This is a genomic window from Cellulomonas hominis, assembly GCF_005239125.1.
Lineage (GTDB): Bacteria > Actinomycetota > Actinomycetes > Actinomycetales > Cellulomonadaceae > Cellulomonas > Cellulomonas hominis_A.
Window position 1 is genome coordinate 1 of record NZ_SZYE01000074.1, and the last position, 17,760, is coordinate 17,760.

12 protein-coding genes and 1 pseudogene are annotated in these 17,760 nt (G+C 77.0%); 3 read left to right on the forward strand and 10 right to left on the reverse strand.

The window, feature by feature from the left end:
• From FA014_RS10460 to FA014_RS10485, 6 genes and pseudogenes are all read right to left on the reverse strand, one after another.
• Positions 1 to 427, reverse strand: a pseudogene (locus tag FA014_RS10460) (hypothetical protein); the annotation flags it as partial.
• Positions 427 to 1,467: a recombinase RecA gene (gene recA / locus FA014_RS10465; protein ID WP_154729630.1), complete on the reverse strand. Its 1,041-nt coding sequence runs from the start codon at positions 1,465 to 1,467 to the stop codon at positions 427 to 429. The pseudogene FA014_RS10460 and the gene recA, both read right to left, overlap by 1 nt.
• 269 nt (positions 1,468 to 1,736) lie before the next feature.
• The gene (locus FA014_RS10470; RefSeq protein WP_230323050.1) at positions 1,737 to 2,555 is read right to left on the reverse strand and encodes an MBL fold metallo-hydrolase; all 819 of its coding nucleotides are present in this window, start codon (positions 2,553 to 2,555) and stop codon (positions 1,737 to 1,739) included.
• Positions 2,552 to 4,717: a phage holin family protein gene (locus FA014_RS10475; RefSeq protein WP_154729631.1), complete on the reverse strand. Its 2,166-nt coding sequence runs from the start codon at positions 4,715 to 4,717 to the stop codon at positions 2,552 to 2,554. Before FA014_RS10475 ends, FA014_RS10470 begins: the two co-directional genes overlap by 4 nt.
• Positions 4,718 to 4,778: 61 nt before the next feature.
• The gene (locus FA014_RS10480) at positions 4,779 to 5,015 is read right to left on the reverse strand and encodes a DUF3046 domain-containing protein (protein ID WP_154729632.1); all 237 of its coding nucleotides are present in this window, start codon (positions 5,013 to 5,015) and stop codon (positions 4,779 to 4,781) included.
• Positions 5,016 to 5,077: 62 nt separating this feature from the next.
• Positions 5,078 to 5,548 carry a hypothetical protein gene (locus FA014_RS10485; protein ID WP_154729633.1) on the reverse strand — a complete coding sequence of 157 codons (471 nt, stop codon included), beginning with the start codon at positions 5,546 to 5,548 and terminating at the stop codon, positions 5,078 to 5,080.
• Between the two features lie 111 nt (positions 5,549 to 5,659).
• Here FA014_RS10485 and FA014_RS10490 point away from each other — a divergent pair, with 111 nt between their 5' ends.
• Both FA014_RS10490 and FA014_RS10495 read left to right on the forward strand, forming a co-directional pair.
• Positions 5,660 to 10,738 carry an Lhr family ATP-dependent helicase gene (locus FA014_RS10490; RefSeq protein ID WP_195969247.1) on the forward strand — a complete coding sequence of 1,693 codons (5,079 nt, stop codon included), beginning with the start codon at positions 5,660 to 5,662 and terminating at the stop codon, positions 10,736 to 10,738.
• Between the two features lie 27 nt (positions 10,739 to 10,765).
• Positions 10,766 to 11,575 (forward strand): Fpg/Nei family DNA glycosylase, encoded by an 810-nt coding sequence (locus FA014_RS10495; protein WP_154729635.1) that lies wholly within the window; start codon positions 10,766 to 10,768, stop codon positions 11,573 to 11,575.
• A gap of 117 nt (positions 11,576 to 11,692) precedes the next feature.
• Here FA014_RS10495 and FA014_RS10500 read toward each other — a convergent pair whose 3' ends face one another.
• From FA014_RS10500 to FA014_RS10515, 4 genes are all read right to left on the reverse strand, one after another.
• A complete protein-coding gene (locus FA014_RS10500) occupies positions 11,693 to 12,028 on the reverse strand; it encodes a helix-turn-helix domain-containing protein (protein ID WP_154729640.1) in 336 nt (111 codons plus the stop codon).
• Between the two features lie 214 nt (positions 12,029 to 12,242).
• The gene (locus FA014_RS10505; RefSeq protein WP_154729636.1) at positions 12,243 to 12,782 is read right to left on the reverse strand and encodes a CinA family protein; all 540 of its coding nucleotides are present in this window, start codon (positions 12,780 to 12,782) and stop codon (positions 12,243 to 12,245) included.
• Complete coding sequence (gene pgsA / locus FA014_RS10510; protein WP_154729641.1) at positions 12,779 to 13,399, reverse strand: CDP-diacylglycerol--glycerol-3-phosphate 3-phosphatidyltransferase; 621 nt, start codon at positions 13,397 to 13,399, stop codon at positions 12,779 to 12,781. Before pgsA ends, FA014_RS10505 begins: the two co-directional genes overlap by 4 nt.
• 100 nt (positions 13,400 to 13,499) lie before the next feature.
• Positions 13,500 to 16,235 carry an FtsK/SpoIIIE family DNA translocase gene (locus tag FA014_RS10515; protein ID WP_154729637.1) on the reverse strand — a complete coding sequence of 912 codons (2,736 nt, stop codon included), beginning with the start codon at positions 16,233 to 16,235 and terminating at the stop codon, positions 13,500 to 13,502.
• A 347-nt stretch (positions 16,236 to 16,582) separates the two neighbouring features.
• Between FA014_RS10515 and FA014_RS10520 the strand changes: the two genes are divergently transcribed.
• Positions 16,583 to 17,752, forward strand: coding sequence for a DNA glycosylase AlkZ-like family protein (locus FA014_RS10520; protein ID WP_154729638.1), 1,170 nt, complete (start codon positions 16,583 to 16,585; stop codon positions 17,750 to 17,752).
• The last annotated feature ends 8 nt before the right edge of the window (positions 17,753 to 17,760 follow it).

Here is a 17,760-nt window from a genome sequence, read left to right on the forward strand (position 1 = left end):
CGTCGACCCGGCCGCCGCCCGAGCGCGCGACGATCTCCGCCAGCCGCGCGGCGACGGCCGCGACCTCCGGCGACTGCTCGGCAGCGCCGGCCCCGGCCGGTGCCGTCGAGGCAGCGCGGCCGCGCTCCGGCGCCGTCCCGGCAGCACGGCCGCTCCGCGCCAGTTCGGGCGCGTCGGTCCCGTCGTCCCACACCGACGCGGGCTCGTCCTCGTCCCACGCCGAGGCGGGCGGGGGCGCGTCGGCGTCCCAGACGGACCCCGCCGGTTCGGCGGACCCCGCCCAGGCGGACGCGTCGCCGTCGGACTGGTCGTCCCACGCCGAGGCGCCCGCCGGGGCGACGTCGAGCCACGCGTCGCCGGCCGCCGCGGGATCGGTGCCGGCGGCGGGATCGGTGCCGGCGGCGGCCGGATCGTGCCCGGTCGACATCAGAAGTCGACCTTCACCTCCGCGCCGGCGGGCGCGTCGGCCTTGGCACCGATGCCGAGCTTCTCGAGGATCTTCTTCTCGATCTCCGCGGCGAGGTCCGGGTTGTCGCGCAGGAACCCGCGCGCGTTCTCCTTGCCCTGGCCGAGCTGGTCGCCCTCGTAGGTGAACCAGGAGCCGGACTTCCGGATGAAGCCGTGCTCGACGCCCATGTCGATGAGGCCGCCCTCCCGGGAGATGCCGACGCCGTAGAGGATGTCGAACTCGGCCTGCTTGAACGGCGGGGCCATCTTGTTCTTCACGACCTTGACCCGGGTCCGGTTGCCGACGGCGTCCGTGCCCTCCTTGAGGGTCTCGATGCGGCGGATGTCCATGCGGACCGACGCGTAGAACTTGAGCGCCTTGCCACCGGTCGTGGTCTCGGGCGAGCCGAAGAACACGCCGATCTTCTCGCGCAGCTGGTTGATGAAGATCGCGGTGGTGCCGGACGCGTTGAGGGCACCGGTGATCTTGCGGAGCGCCTGGGACATGAGACGGGCCTGCAGACCGACGTGGCTGTCACCCATCTCGCCCTCGATCTCGGCCTTCGGCACGAGCGCCGCGACGGAGTCGATGACGATGATGTCGATCGCGCCCGAGCGGATCAGCATGTCCATGATCTCGAGCGCCTGCTCGCCGGTGTCCGGCTGGGAGACGAGCAGCGCGTCGGTGTCGACGCCGAGCTTCTTGGCGTAGTCCGGGTCCAGCGCGTGCTCCGCGTCGATGAACGCGGCGATGCCGCCCAGGCGCTGGGCGTTGGCCACGGCGTGCAGCGCGACGGTGGTCTTGCCGGAGGACTCGGGGCCGTAGATCTCGACGATGCGGCCCTTGGGCAGACCGCCGATGCCGAGCGCGACGTCGAGCGCGACGGAGCCGGTCGGGATGACCTCGACCGGGGCGCGGCCGTCGTCGCCGAGACGCATGATCGAGCCCTTGCCGAACTGGCGGTCGATCTGGCTGAGGGCGGCCTCGAGAGCCTTCTCGCGGTCCTGGGGTGCGGGCATGGTGTTCCACCTCGTGCGTCTCGTGCAGCCTCGCGCTGCGCCGGCAGGGCTGGTCTTCTCGTGTCGTGCGCTGACGCTATGCCCGACCACCGACATGGACCCCGGTCCCGTCCACAGCCCGCGCGACCCGCCCCGCCTGGGGACGACCGCCGGGCCGCCCGGACCCGGGGCGCGCCAACGTGGACCACTCTACCGAACACATGTTCGACCGGCACCGCACCGACGCGCCCGGCGCGTCGCGGGTCGGCGGGGCCCTGGGTGCCGCCGTCCTACCGCGGCGGGACGGGGCCCGACGCACCCGGCTCGCCGAGCCGCACCGCCTCGCCCGGCGCCAGCAGCACCGGCTCCACCTGCGCCCGCCGCGCCAGGGCCCGCGCGAACGCCGGCCCGGCCCGGTCCATCCAGCCGGGCGGGAGCCGCCGCGACGCCGGCGCGTGCAGCGTCCCCCAGTGCACCGGCACCGCCCACCGCACGCCGACCGCCTCGCACACCTCCGCCGCCTGGTGCGGGTCCATGTGCCCGCCGGACAGCCGCGGACCCCAGCCGCCGACCGGCACCAGGGCCAGGTCGATCGGCCCGCCGGCGAGGTCGGGCAGCCGGCGCATCTGGGGGTACGGCGCGGTGTCGCCGGCGAACCACACCCGCAGCCCGGGCGCCACGACCAGGAAGCCGTGCGTGGCGTTCGGCCGGTGCGGCATCGGCCGGTGGCCGTGCTCGGCCGGGACCGGACGGACCCGCACCGACGTCCCCGGCACCGTCCACCAGTCCTCCGCCCCGAGGCCGACCGCGTGCAGGCCCTGCCGGTCGAGCCAGTGGGCGTTGGCGCGCGCGGCGAGCACCGGCACGTCGCCGAGCAGGCGCAGCGAGCCGACGTCGGCGTGGTCGTGGTGCAGGTGCGACACCAGGACGGCGCTGGTGCCCGCCCAGTCCTCGGGGTGCGGCGCCGGGCCGCTGCGGCGGAGCAGGCCGGCGTGCGGGCGCAGCAGCGGGTCGGTGACGAGCCGCGCGCCGGCCACGTCCAGGACCACCGTGGCGTGCCCGATCCAGCGCAGCACCGCCCCCGCGCCGCTCGGGTCCCCCGCGGTCACCGCCCGGCCCCGGGGCGCGGACCCGGCAGCGGCGCCCCCGCGTCGTCCGCCGCCCGCTCCGTGGCCGTGCGCCGCAGCCCGAGCCGCGTCGTCCACCGCAGCAGCTGCTCGTGCACCCGGTCCGCCCCGACGGGCATGCGCTCGGAGTCGACGTCGGCCAGCAGGTCGTCGTCGACGGCGAGGTCGGCGGGGTGCAGCAGCACAGCCCGATTCTGCGCACCGCCGAGGCCGCCGTGCGACCCGACCTGCCCCTCGAACGCGTGCACGTGCCCCTCGGGGGTCACGTCGGACAGCAGGACCAGGTCGCCGACGTGGCCGAGCCGCCCGAGCCGGCGCAGGTCGTCCGCCGCCTGCCCGCCGTACCGCGCGACCGGGTCCACGCCGTCGACCGCGGGGCCGCCGTCGGCCGCCTCCAGCCACGCGACGCCCCCCGGCCCCACCGCCACCAGACCCCGCGCCGCGGTGTCGACGACGACGAGCCCGACCCCCGGCGTGCCCGCCAGGCCGCGCACGAGCCCCGGCCAGCGCTCCTCGACCTCCTCCAGCACGAGCCGGCGGCCGGCCCGCGGGAACCACACCATCCCGAGATTGCCCGACCCGGTGACGGCCACGTCGGGGGCCGCGGCGCCGTCGGTCCCGGGCGACGGGGCGTCGGCGCGCCGCTCGCGGCCCTGCGGGCCCAGGACCGGCGAGCGGTCCCCGCCCCGCCGCGCGGCGGCCGAGCTGAGGAACGCGTTCAGCGGTCCCCACTCCTCGTCGGTGCCGCCCTGCACGGCGTCCACCCCGGGCTCGGCCATCAGGGCGCGCACCACGTCGACGAGCGGCCGGCCCGCCACCTGCTCGAACGTCGCCCCGAGGGACTGCCCGTGGTCGGACAGCACCACCACCCGGTAGTCGCGCGGCGCGGCGTCCGTGACCCGGACGAGCGTGTCCAGCACCCGGTCCAGCCCCTCGAGCGCGCGCAGCGACTCCGGCCGGGTGGGGCCCGCGTGGTGCGCGATCTCGTCGTAGTCGACCAGGTCGACGAACACGACCGGCGCCCCGCGGACCAGCTGCTCGGCGACCACGGACGTGGCGAGGTCCCGCAGCAGCACGTTGGTCACCCCGCGGAGCACGACGTACCAGCCCCGCCGCGGCACCCGGGGGCGCACGTCACGCACCCGCTGCCGCCGCCCCTGGTACAGCTCCTTGACGATCTCGCCGATCGTCAGCGTGACGGCGCGGGCCAGCACGAACGGGCTCGCGAAGAACCGCAGGTACGACGTCCCGGGTCCGATCCCCCGCCGCGCCTGGCTCATGACGAGGTGCTGGCGCTCGGCGTCGCCGGAGAACATCGTCGCGACCGCCGCGCCCCCGTCGGCGAGCAGACCCCGGCCGTCCGACAGCCGGCGCTCGACCAGCGCCGCGTCGTCCGGGTGGTTCGTGACGACCAGCCGCCCGGACTCGCGGTCCCACCACCGGAACGAGCAGATCCCGTCCGCGGCGCCGTGCAGCAGCCCGGCCTGGCTCGCCGGCGTGGTCGACGGCGCCTGCGCCCACCACGTCTGCAGCGCGTGCGTCCCGTCGGCCAGCCAGCGGGCCATCGTCGGGGCCAGCCCCGCGTCGAGCGCCTGCGCCAGCACCGGCGCGGCGACGCCGTCGAGCTGCACGACCAGCAGACCCGGCGGCCGGTCGTCGGGCACCGCGCCGCCGCCCTCCCCGGCGCGGCGGGCGTGCGCCCGGGCGCGCCGCAGCACGTCGCCCACCACGTAGTCGGAGTCCGAGGCACCCCACACCCAGCGGCCGACGGCCATGACGACCGCGGCGATCACCAGCACCTGCACGGCGGCCCACGCGTTCGTCACGTGCAGGCCGGGCAGCAGGGTCAGCGCCAGCCAGACCACGAGCACCTGGGCGCCGAGCCCCGCGAGCAGCGCCCCCATCGCGCCGCCGACCCGCGCGAGCACGCGCAGCGGCGGCCGCAGCACGAGGTCGCCGACCGCGACCGCGAGCGCCGCGAGCAGCACCGACCCCGGGTTCGTGGCGCTGACGCCGTCGACGAGCGCGATCGCGACACCGAGACCCAGCGCGGTCGTCACCAGCCCCAGCAGGGCGTCCCCGACGTCGCTGAGCGTGACCGACCACCGGCCGGGCGGCGGGCGGTGCGGGTCGGCGGGCGACACGCCACCAGCCTGCCACGACCGGGCGCGCCCCGGGGTGACCCGTCGGGGGTGGTCCGGGAGGTCAGGGACGAGCGGGCGGCGCCTGGCGGTACCGGTCGGAGCCCCAGCGCTGCGCGTCGGGGATGTCCAGCTCGTCGCACAGCGCGTGCCACACGTCGCGCGGGTCGGTTCCGGCGTCGAGCGCCTGCTCCGCGGTGCGGTCGCCGAGCCGCTGCAGGACGAGCTCGTGCACGAGGACGCGGCCGTGGGCGCTGCCGAGCACCTCGTCGACCAGCTGCCAGAACTCGCGGTACCGCACCGTGCGCTCCCTCCCGTCCGCGTCGTGGACCTGCGAGCGTACGCGTGCCGGGGCCCGGGTGGTCAGCCGTCCGCCACCGGCCGCGACATCAGCCAGACCGACACCGGCTGCGTCGCCGTGATCGCCGCCCGGTAGGTCCGCGCCGCGTCCCCCTCCCCGACGCGCACCTCCAGGTCCGACGGCGCCGGGCTCCCGGAGAGCGCGGCCAGCAGGTTGCCGACGACGCCCCGGACCCGGGGCCGGCGGCGCGCCCCGCCGCCGAGCAGGGCGTCGACCACCGCGGCGGTGTCCCGGCGCGGGACCTCGAGGTGGGCGGCGTCCTCGACCACGACCTCGTCCTCGCCGTCCCGGTGCAGCCGCACCTGCAGGTCGGGCTTCCCGGCCAGCACGACGACGAGCGGCGACCGCTCCGCGCCCTGCACGTCGTCCTCCCACGGGTCGGCCTCGGGCACCGGTGCGGGTGCGCGGCCGTGGCGGGACCCCGCCTCCCACAGCGCCCGGACCGCGGCCTGCGTCGCGTCGTCGATCGGCATGCCGTCGATCCTGCCGTGCCGGACCGGGGCGCCGCAGCCGTTCGCCCAGCGCGCACCCGCGGAGCCGCAGGTGGGGGCGCGCGTGTCGGTGCCCCGCGACAGAATGGCGCGGTGACACCCTCCCCGACCGCCGGCGGCCCGGCCGGCGCCGACGTCCTCGGGCGGTTCTCCGAGCCCACGCAGGACTGGTTCCGGGGCGCGTTCGCCGAGCCGACCGCCGCGCAGGCCGGCGCGTGGGACGCGGTGTCCACGGGGCGGCACGCGCTGGTCGTGGCCCCGACGGGGTCCGGCAAGACGCTCGCGGCGTTCCTGTGGGCGCTCGACCGCATCACCGCCGAGCCGGTCGCCGCCGACGCCGAGCCGGTGCAGCGCTGCCGGGTGCTGTACGTCTCGCCGCTCAAGGCCCTGGCGACCGACGTCGAGCGGAACCTGCGGTCCCCGCTGGTCGGGGTCCGGCAGGCCGCCACCCGCCGCGGGCTGACGCTGCCCGACGTGCAGGTCGGGGTCCGCACCGGGGACACCCCGCCGAACGAGCGGCGCCAGTTCGCGACCAGGCCGCCGGACATCCTCATCACCACCCCCGAGTCGCTGTTCCTCGTGCTGACGTCGGGCGCCCGCGCGGGGCTGTCGGGCGTGCGGACCGTGATCCTCGACGAGATCCACGCCGTCGCCGGCACCAAGCGCGGCGCGCACCTGGCGGTGTCCCTGGAGCGCCTCGACGCGCTGCTCGACCGGCCCGACGGGCCCGGCCCCGCGCAGCGGATCGGGCTGTCGGCGACGGTCACGCCCGTGGACAGGGTCGCGGCGTTCCTCAGCGGCAGCCGGGCACCGGCGGACGGCGGCCGCGAGGTGGTCGTCGTGCAGCCGCCGTCGACCAAGGAGATCCGGGTCGACGTCGTGGTGCCCGTGCCCGACCTGACCGACCTCGGCGCGCCGCTGCCCGACGACGGCCGGGACCGCGCCCCGAAGCCGGTCGTCGACGACGCGCTGCCGCCGCTCGCCCCGGGCGAGGCCGACCTCACCGGCCAGGCCGCCGGCTCCGGCGCGCGGCGCCCGTCGATCTGGCCGCACGTCGAGGAGCGCGTCGTCGACCTGGTCGCCGAGCACCGGTCGACGCTGGTGTTCACCAACTCCCGCCGCGGCGCCGAGCGGCTGACCGCCCGGATGAACGAGGTGTGGGCCGAGCGGCAGGGCGAGGACGTCCCCGACCCCGGCACGCTGTGGGCGGCGCAGGCGAACGCCCAGTCGGGCACCGCGGTCGGCGTCGACGCCCGGGACGCCGAGACGATCATCGCCCGCGCGCACCACGGGTCGATGAGCCGCGCGGAGCGCACCCGCACCGAGTCCGAGCTCAAGGCCGGGCGGCTGCCCGCCGTGGTCGCGACCAGCTCGCTCGAGCTCGGGATCGACATGGGCGCGGTCGACCTGGTCGTCCAGGTGGGCGCACCCCCGTCGGCGGCCAGCGGCCTGCAGCGCATCGGGCGCGCCGGGCACCAGGTCGGCGCGGTGTCGCACGGCGTCGTGTTCCCCACGTTCCGCGGCGACCTGGTCCCCGCGGCCGTCACCGCGCTGCGGATGCGGGCGGGTCAGATCGAGCCGCTGCACGTGCTGACGAACCCGCTCGACGTGCTGGCGCAGCAGGTCGTCGCGATGGTCGCGCAGGAGGACTGGACGGTCGCGGAGCTGGCGGCGGTGGTGCGGCGGTCGGCCCCGTTCGCGACGCTCGGCGACGCGACGCTGCGCGCGGTGCTCGACATGCTGGCCGGCCGGTACCCGAGCGAGGAGTTCGCCGAGCTGCGGCCGCGCATCCTGTGGGACCGGGCCACCGACGTGCTCAGCGCCCGGCCCGGCGCCCTGCGGCTGGCCGTGACCAGCGGCGGCACCATCCCCGACCGGGGGCTGTACGGCGTGTTCCTGGCGTCCGGCTCCGAGACGGCGGACGTGCCGGTCGACCCGGAGCGCTCGGGCGGCCGCACCCGCGGGGGCAAGCGGGTCGGCGAGCTCGACGAGGAGATGGTCTACGAGTCGCGGGTGGGCGACACGTTCACCCTCGGGTCCAGCACCTGGCGGATCGAGGACATCACCCCCGACCGCGTCCTCGTGACGCCCGCCCCCGGCGTCCCGGGGCGGCTGCCGTTCTGGAAGGGCGACTCCCAGGGCCGGCCGGCGTCGCTCGGGCGCGCGATGGGTGCGTGGGCGCGCGAGGTCGCCGACCTGCCCGACGCCGACGCGCGCGAACGGGTCGGCGCCGCGGGGCTGGACCCCTGGGCCGCCGACAACCTGCTCGGCTACCTGCGCGAGCAGCGCGACGCCACCGGGGTCCTGCCCAGCGACGTCACCGTCGTGGTCGAGCGGTTCCGCGACGAGCTCGGCGACTGGCGGGTGGTCGTGCACTCGCCGTACGGCGCGCGGGTGCACGCGCCGTGGGCCCTGGTGCTCGGCGCGCGGCTGCGCGAGCGGTTCGGCGTCGACGCCGCTGCCATGCACGCCGACGACGGCATCGTGCTGCGGCTGCCGGAGATGCTGGCCGCGACCGCCGACCCGGTGGGCGACCTGCTCGGCTGGACCGCGCCCGACGCGTGGTCGGCCGACGGCTCCCCGGAGAGCCCCGGCGGCCTGACCGACGCCGCCCCGGTCGACGCGGCGGACCTGCTGATCGAGCCGGACGAGGTGGCCGACGCCGTCCGCGAGGAGCTCGGCGGCTCCGCGATGTTCGGCGCCCGGTTCCGCGAGGCCGCCGCCCGCGCGCTGCTGCTCCCCCGACGGCGGCCCGACCGCCGGCAGCCGCTGTGGCAGCAGCGGCAGCGGTCCGCGCAGCTGCTCGCCGTCGCGGCCCGGTACCCCGACTTCCCGATCCTGCTCGAGGCCGTGCGGGAGTGCCTGCAGGACGACTTCGACATCGACGCGCTCGTCGAGCTCATGCGGGACGTGTCCGCCGGCCGGGTGCGGGTGGTCGAGGTGACCACGACCCGGCCGTCGCCGTTCGCCCAGTCGCTGCTGTTCGGCTACACCGCGCAGTTCCTGTACGACGGCGACGCCCCGCTGGCCGAGCGCCGCGCCGCCGCGCTCACCCTCGACCCGACGCTGCTGGACGAGCTGCTGGGCGGTGGCGGCGGCTCGCAGATCGCCGACCTGCTCGATCCCGACGCCGTCCTGCGCACCGAGGCCGAGCTCACCGCCACCGACCCCGACCGGCAGGCCCGCACCGCGGAGCAGGTCGCGGACGTGCTGCGCCGGCACGGGCCGCTGCCGCTCGCCGGGGTCGAGGCCCGCACCCGGGAGGACGTGCGTGCCGAGGTCGCGGGCTGGCTGGCCGACCTGGAGCACGCGCGCCGGATCATCCGGGTCCGCATCTCCGGCCTGCCGCCCGCCGACGCCGAGCAGTGGGCGGCGGTCGAGGACGCCGGCCGGCTGCGCGACGCGCTCGGCGTGGCGCTGCCCGTCGGGGTGCCCGAGGTGTTCACCGGGGTGCTGCCGGACCCGCTGGGCGACCTGATGAGGCGGCACGCGCGCACCCACGGCCCGTTCACCGCCGCGCAGGTCGCGGCGCGGTTCGGCCTCGGCACCGCGGTGGTGCAGGCGGCGCTGCGTCCGCTGGAGCGGGCGGGCGTCGTCGTGCAGGGGCGGCTGCGGCCCGATGCGCTGGGCGGCGTCGGCGACGAGTACTGCGACGCCGACGTCCTGCGGACGCTGCGCCGCCGGTCGCTCGCCGCGCTGCGGTCCGAGGTCGAGCCGGTGCCCCAGGTGGCGCTGGGCCGGTTCCTGCCCGCCTGGCAGCACGCGATCGGCCGGTCCGCGCCGGGCGCGCTGCGGGGCGTGGACGGGCTGGCGCGCGCGGTCGAGCAGCTCGCCGGGGCCGTCGTGCCCGCGTCCGCCCTGGAGTCGCTCGTGCTGCCCGCCCGGGTGCCGGACTACAGCCCTGCCCTGCTGGACGAGCTCACCGCGTCCGGCGAGGTGCTGTGGGCCGGGCACGGCACGCTGCCCGGCAAGGACGGGCTGGTCAGCCTGCACCTGGCCGCGACCGCCGACCTCACGCTCCCGCTGCTGGTGCCCCCGGGGTCCGAGGCGCCGCCCGCGCCGGAGCACCTGGACACGCCGCTGCACCGCGCGCTCGTCGAGGCGCTGCGGGGCGGCGGGGCGTACTTCGTCGGCGCGCTCGGCGCCCGGGTGGCGGAGGCGCTGCCCGAGTCGCCGCCGTCGCAGGCCGCGCTGGTCGACGCGCTGTGGGACCTGGTGTGGGCCGGGCTGGTCACCAACGACGGGCTGGCGCCGCTGCGGGCCCGGCTGGCCGGCGGGAGGACGACCCACCGGACGACGGCGTCCGCGCCCCCGTCCAGGGCCCGGCAGCTCACCATGGGCGGCGGCAGGTTCGGCGGGCGCCCGAGCCTGCGCGGCAGCGGCCTGGGGCTGCGCGGCGCGGGACTCGCCGGCGGTGGCCTGGGCGGGCTCGGCAGCGGGCTCGCGACCACCGCGGGCGAGGCGGGCGGCCGGTGGTCGATCCTGCCGTCCCGCGAGCAGGACCCGACCCGGCGCGCGCACGCCCTGGCCGCCCAGCTGCTCGACCGGCACGGCGTCCTGACCCGCGCCGTCGCCCCGGCCGAGGGCGTCGCCGGGCAGTTCGCGCCCGTGTACCGGGTGCTCGCCGCGCTCGAGCAGCAGGGCCAGGTCCGCCGCGGGTACTTCGTCGAGCACCTGGGCGGGTCCCAGTTCGCCCTCCCCGGGGCCGTCGACCAGATCCGCGCGGAGGCGCGGCAGATCGAGCGGATCGGCGAGCAGTCGGTGCCGGCGGACGCCGACCGGGCCGTGGTGCTGCTCGCCGCCACCGACCCCGCCAACCCCTACGGGGCGGCGCTCGCGTGGCCGACCCGCGCCGACGCCCCCACCGGGCACCGGCCGGGCCGCAAGGCGGGCGCGGTCGTGGTGCTGGTGGACGGCGTGCTCGCGCTCTACCTGGAGCGCGGCGGGCGCACGGTCCTCACCTTCTCCGACGACGAGACGGTGCTCCGGCTGGCGACCGCGCGCCTGGCCGAGACGGTCCGCGACGGGCGGCTCGGGCGGATCACGCTGGTGCGGGCCGACGGCGAGGAGCTGCTGTCCGGCGGGCTGGAGTCGACGGCGCTCGGGCGCGCGCTCGCGCTGGCGGACTTCGCGCCGACGCCCCGGGGGATCCGGCTGCGGAGCGCGCGGTGACCCGGGCGGGCCTGGCGGTGACGGCCGGTGCCTGAGGGCGACATCCTGGCCCGCACCGCGCGACGGCTCGACGAGGCGCTCGCCGGCCGCGTCCTCGTCCGCAGCGACCTGCGCTGGCCCACCGCCGCGACCGTCGACCTGGTCGGGCGCACGGTCCTCGGCACGGCGTCCTACGGCAAGCACCTGCTCACCCGGTTCGACGACGGCCGCACGCTGCACACCCACCTGCGGATGGACGGCTCCTGGCGGATCGCCCGCACGGGCTCCCCCGGTGCCCGGGCCGGCGCGCCGCAGGTCCGCGCCGTGCTCGCCAACGAGACGTGGACGGCGGTCGGCGAGCTGATCGGGATGCTCGACGTCGTGCCCACCCGGGACGAGCACACCCTGATCGGGCACCTCGGCCCGGACCTGCTCGCCGACGACTTCGAGACCGCGGGCCTGCCCGAGGCCCTGCGCCGGTGGTCCGCGCGCGGGTCCACGCCGGTGTGCGAGGTGCTGCTCGACCAGACGGTCGTCGCCGGCATCGGCACGATCTACATGGCGGACTCGCTGTTCCTCGAGAAGATCTGGCCGTGGACGCCGGCGGACGAGGTGGTGGACCCGGCACGGCTGCTGCGCGTGGCGCGGGCGATCATGCAGCGCTCGGTCGGGTCGTCGTCGCCGTCGACCACCGGCGAGGTGTACCGCGGCCGGGAGACCTGGGTGCACGGGCGGCTGAAGGAGCCGTGCCGCCGGTGCGGCGCGCCGGTCCGCCGCGGCCTGGCGGGTCACCCGCCGACGGAGCGGCCCGCGTACTTCTGCGGCGTCTGCCAGCGCCCGGCCGCCCCCGCGGCCTGACCCGGACGCCCCGTGGTGCGCGTCGGCAGCCCCCGGACGCGACGACGCCCGGTCGAGCCGCCGAGCGAAGGGCGGACGACCGGGCGTCGTCGGTGTCTGGGTGGGTGTTCCCCGCGGTCAGCCGACCGGGGTGAGCTCCGGGCGTCGGCGCCAGGTGCTGTCCTGGCCACCCAGCGCAGAGGCCAGGTCGACCGGGACGGTGTCGGGGATCAGCAGACCCTCGGCGACGGCGATGCGGTCGCTCACCTCGCGCAGCACGAGCGACATGGGCACGTCGAGCGCGTCGCAGATGCTCGCGAGCAGCTCCGACGACGCCTCCTTCTGACCCCGCTCGACCTCGCTGAGGTACCCCAGCGACACCCGGGCGGCGGAGGACACCTCGCGCAGGGTGCGTCCCTGCCGCTGGCGGGCATCCCGCAGCACGTCACCGATCTCTCGGCGCAACACGACCATCTGGCGTCCCCCTCTCATGTCCCGTTCCTGCTCCTGCCGCGCAGCCGGCGCGCCCTGCGGGGCGGTCCGGACGAGCGCGGCACCCTTGTGGCCCCGCGTGGGGAGGCTCCCACCGTACATGTCGCCGCCACGACGGGCAGCGGCGGGACGGCTGGTGGGCCTGGTGTTCATCACGATCTCCACAACGCCTGCACGCGTCCCGGTGTTCCCGCGGTCAGGCGGCGCCGGCGGGCAGCACCGCGGACAGTGCCTCGGCGAGCACGGCGGCGCAGGTCGCGGCGCGGACGGCGGCCCGGTCGCCCGGCAGGGACAGCGTGCGGACGAGCGTGCCCCCCGGGGTCGCGACGGCCACGTGCACCGTCCCGGGTGAAAACCCGTCCTGGGGGTCGGGACCGGCGACGCCGGTGGTCCCGAGCCCCACGTCGGCCCCGAGCAGGCCACGCACGCGCTCGGCCATCTGCCGGGCGACGTCGGGGTGCACCGCCCCGTGCGCGGCGAGCAGGTCGGCGTCCACGCCCAGCACCGAGCCCTTGACGTCGGTGGCGTACGCGACGACCCCGCCGCGCAGGGACCGGGAGGCGCCGGGCACGTCGACCAGGGTGGCCGCGACCTGGCCGCCGGTCAGCGACTCGGCGGTGGCGACGGTCCAGCCGCGCTCGCGCAGGGCGGCCAGCAGCGCCGCGGCCGCCTCCCCCGCGGCCTCGTCGCCGCCGGGGCCGGCAGCGGGGCCGGCCGGGTCGGCGCCGGCCGTCACGCCGGGTCGCCGTGCGGCGACGTCGTCCCGGTGGCCGCGGCGTGCCGGGTGGCCTCGGGCTCCGCGCCGGAGGCGTGCTCCCGGTGCACCCGCACGGCCGTGCGGACGTAGTCCGCGCCGGTCACGAGCGTCACGACGACGGCCGCACCCATGAGCACGCTCGCGACCACCAGCACCGCGGTCGGCAGCTCGGACAGCGGGAGCAGGAACAGGCCGACGGCGACCGACTGCAGCACGGTCTTGATCTTGCCGCCGCGCGACGCGGGCAGGACCAGGTACCGGAGCAGGAAGAACCGCATGACGGTGATGCCGATCTCCCGCACCAGGATCGCGGCGGTCACCCACCAGCTCAGCTCGCCGATCCACGACAGCCCGACCAGCGCGGTCCCGATGAGCGCCTTGTCGGCGATCGGGTCGAGCATCTTGCCGAGGTCCGTCACGAGGCCCAGCCGCCGGGCCAGGTAGCCGTCGAGCCGGTCGGTGGCGGCGGCGAGCGCGAAGATCCCGGCGGCCACGAGGCGCCAGCGCGGGTCGTCCCCGCCGTCGACCAGCAGGGCCCAGGCGAAGAACGGCACGACGGCGATGCGCAGCACCGTCACGACGTTGGCGACGTTCATCGGCGAAGGGCGGCTCACCCGGACAGCCTACGGGCAGCGGGCGCGGACCACGGTCCACGCCACGGGTCCGACCCGGCGTCCACCGGGGCACCGGCGGACGTCAGCGCAGGTCGTCGGCGTCGTCGAAGTAGTCGACGGCCTCGGGCGGCTCGCCGGGCATCCGGCCCTCGGGCGCGGCGTACCGGTCGTCCGCCGCCGGCGCGCCCCCGCCCGACCCGCCGGGCTCCGGCTCGCCGCGCAGCATCGCCAGCGTCCCCGGGAGGTCGTCCGGCTGCACGAGCACCTCGCGCGCCTTGGACCCCTCGGAGGGCCCGACGATCTCGCGGGACTCCAGGAGGTCCATCAGGCGCCCGGCCTTCGCGAACCCGACGCGCAGCTTGCGCTGCAGCATCGACGTCGAGCCGAACTGCGACGTGACCACCAGCTCGGCGGCCTGCAGCAGCAGGTCGAGGTCGTCGCCGATGTCCTCGTCCACCTGCTTCTTGGCGGCCGTGACGGCGACGTCCTCGCGGTACACCGGCTTGAGCTGCTGCTTCACGTGGGCGACGACGGCGTGGATCTCCGACTCGGAGACCCAGGCGCCCTGGGTGCGCATCGGCTTTGCGGCGCCCATCGGCAGGAACAGCGCGTCGCCCTGGCCGATCAGCTTCTCGGCGCCGGGCTGGTCGAGCACGACGCGGGAGTCGGTGAGCGAGGAGGTCGCGAACGCCAGGCGGGACGGCACGTTGGCCTTGATCAGGCCGGTGACCACGTCGACCGACGGGCGCTGCGTCGCGAGCACCAGGTGGATGCCGGCGGCGCGCGCGAGCTGGGTGATCCGCTGGATCGACGCCTCGACGTCGCGCGGGGCGACCATCATGAGGTCGGCGAGCTCGTCGACGATCACCAGCAGGTACGGGTACGGCGCGATCTTGCGCTCGGAGCCGGGCAGCGGCTTCACCTTGCCGGCCTTCACGGCGACGTTGAAGTCGTCGATGTGCTTGAACCCGAACATGGCGAGGTCGTCGTACCGCGCCTCCATCTCCCGCACCACCCACTCGAGGGCCTCGGCGGCCTTCTTCGGGTTGGTGATGATCGGGGTGATGAGGTGCGGGATGCCCTCGTAGATCGTCAGCTCGACGCGCTTCGGGTCGACCAGCACCATGCGGACCTGGTCCGGCGTGGCGCGCATGAGCACGGACACGATCATCGAGTTCACGAACGACGACTTGCCCGCTCCCGTGGCACCGGCGACGAGCATGTGCGGCATCTTCGCGAGGTTCGCGGTGACGTAGCCGCCCTCGACGTCCTTGCCGACGCCGATCACCATCGGGTGCTCGGAGCGGCGCGCGGCGCTGGACCGGAGCACGTCGCCGAGCGACACGGTCTCGCGGTCGGTGTTCGGGATCTCGATGCCGATGGCGGACTTGCCGGGGATCGGCGACAGGATGCGCACGTCCGCCGACGCCACCGCGTAGGCGATGTTCTTGCTGAGCGCCGTGACGCGCTCGACCTTGACGCCCTTGCCGAGCTCGACCTCGTACCGGGTGACGGTCGGGCCGCGGGTGAACCCGGTGACCTGGGCGTCGATCTCGAAGTTCTCCAGCACGCTGGTCAGCGCCTCGACCACGCGGTCGTTCGCCGCGGAGCGGACCTTGTGCGGCTGGCCCTTCGCGAGCGCGTTCTCGTCCGGCAGCGTGTACAGCACGTCGCCGCCGAGCATCGGCTGCTCGCCGCGCGGCACGCCCGAGGTGGGCGGCGCGACGGGCTCCGGCCGCGGCGCGGGGGCCTCGGCGGCCGCGGGCACGGCGCCCACCGCGGTGACGGCCTGCGTCGGGGCGGTGCTCGGGGGGACGTCGTCCGCGTCGTCGGCGGCGGCAAGGAGCGCGGTGGCGTCCTCCTCCTCGCGGCGCATCCGCTCGACGTACGCGGCGCGCTCGAAGGCCTCGTCACCGGCGTACCCGTCCAGGACCGGCTCGGCGTCCGGGTCGGCCGCGGCGCGCTTCTTCAGCCGGTCCATCAGCGTCCGGCGGGACGGCTTGGCCGGCGGCTCCTCGACCGCGGTGTGCCCGGCGTTGATGACCAGCGGGGCGTCGTCGTCCTCGACCTCGTCCTCGCGGTGGTTGCCCGTGAGCCGGTCGTACAGCGCGCGCAGCCGGGGGCCGATCTGGTTCACCGGGGTCGCGGTGACGACGAGCACGCCGAAGAACGCGAGCAGCACCAGCAGCGGCACGGTGGCCCAGACGGTCACGAGGCTGACCAGCGGCGTGCCGACGAGGTAGCCGACGATGCCGCCCGCGTCCCGGACCGCCTCGAAGCCCCCGGACGGGGCGGGCAGGTCCTGCTGCACGTGCACCAGGCCGCAGGCCGCGAGGGTGATCGCGGTGACGCCGATGCCGATGCGGGAGTTCGCCTGGTTGCGGTCGGGGTGCCGCATCAGCCGGACCGCGATGGCGACCAGCGCGACCGGCACGGCCACGGCGACCCGGCCGAACGTGCCGGCGCCCACGACGTGCACGGCGTCGCCCGCCATGCCCTGCAGGCCCCACCACTCGCGGGCGGCGACGACGATCGCGAGGGCGATGAGGAAGAACGCGGCGCCGTCGCGGCGCAGCGCCGGGTCGAGGTCGCGCGCGCCGTGCCCGACGCGGCGGGCCGCACCGCCGACCACGTGGGCGCAGCCCATCCAGATGCCGCGGACGATGCGGATCGGCAGGGCGGGGCGCGGCGGGGGCGGCGGCGTCTTGGCGGAGCCGCGGGAGCCGGAGCCGGACGCGCGCGCCGCCGGTGCCGCGGTGCGGGCGCGCGACGACGGCGCAGCCGCACGGGTGGCGGTGGAGGACGGACGGGCGGCCATGATCCTCACGGTAGCGGGCGGCCGGGAGCTGGGCCGGGAGCCCGCGCCGGTGGGGTGCGTGTCGGTGACGCGCGGCACAGCGCTCCGGCCCGCGCGCCGCGCCTCCTCCCCTCCCTCCCTGCGGGGCTCGCGACCCCGCCGCATGCGCCGACCGCGCCGAGCCCGGCACCGCCACCGCCATTACCGCCACCGCCACTACCGCCACCGCCACCGCCACCGCCACCGCCACCGAGCTTGCAGTTGTTGTGGGGTTCCGGGCCCGCGAACCGCGCCACACGTGCACACTCGGCGGATCTTGGGGGGCTGGGCGCGGGGCGGCTGTGGGTGCGGGGTGGGAGGCTCGGTGCATGTCCGACCGCGTCACCGCCGACCAGGTCCGCCGGTACCGCCTCCGTGCCCAGCAGCTCGACCGCGCCGAGGACCCCGCGCGCGCCGCGACCGACGCCGCCGTGCTCGACGTCGGCGTGCAGGACACCGGCCCGGACGGTGCGCTGTGGGCGCTCGCGCTGCGCGGGGTGCCGGTGTCGGCGGGCGCCTGGCCGGACGGTCTGGCGATGGCGTGGAGCGTCCGCGGCGCCCCGCACGCCTACCGCCGCGCGGACCTGCCCGCCGTGCAGCGCGCCCTGCGGCCGTACTCCGACGCGGACGCCGGCAAGCGGATCTACGACGCCGCGAAGCCGCTGCGGGCCGCCGGCATCCGCCCGGTCGACGCGCTCGGGCGGGTCGCGCGCACGATGCGCGAGGTGGTCGTGGAGCCCACGGGCAAGGGGGCGCTGTCCACCCGGATGACGGCCGAGCTGGACGAGCCGTACCTGCGCTGGTGCCGGCCGTGCGGGGCGACCCACATGTTCGAGATGCCGTTCCGGCTCGGCGCGCTGCACGCCGGGCTGGAGCTGGAGCCGGGCACCTCTCCCCCGGTGCTCCGGCGGTCGCCGGGGTTCCCGGACGCCCAGGTCGGCGCCGTCGACCGGGACGCCGGCGGCCCGCGGGACGGCGGCGGCGCCCCCGTCGACGACGGCCCGCACGACCTCGTCCGCGGCGTGCTGCACCTGCTCGGCCCCGTGACCCCGAAGGACGTGGCGGCGTTCCTCGACGCGCCGGTGGCGGACGTCACGCGGCGCTGGCCGGGCGACGCCGTCGAGGTCGAGGTCGACGGGGCGTCGGCGTCCGTGCTCGCCGAGGACCTGCCCGCGCTGCTCGCCGCCACCGACCCGCCCCGCGACGGCACCGGCCCCGTCGTCCGGCTGCTCGGCCCCTACGACCTGTTCCTCCAGGCGCGCGACCGGCACGTCCTCGTCCCGGACCCGGCCCGTGCGAAGGCGCTGTGGCCCGTGCTGGGCCGGCCCGGCGCCGTGCTCGCGGGCGGCGAGGTCGTCGGCACGTGGCGCCCGCGGTCCCGGGGCCGGCGGCTGGCGCTGGAGCTCGACCCGTGGGTCCCGTGGGACGAGGGCCTGCGGCGCGCGGTCACCGCGCAGCACGAGCGCCTGGCGGCCTTCCGCGGCGCCGACCCGGCCTGACGCGCCCC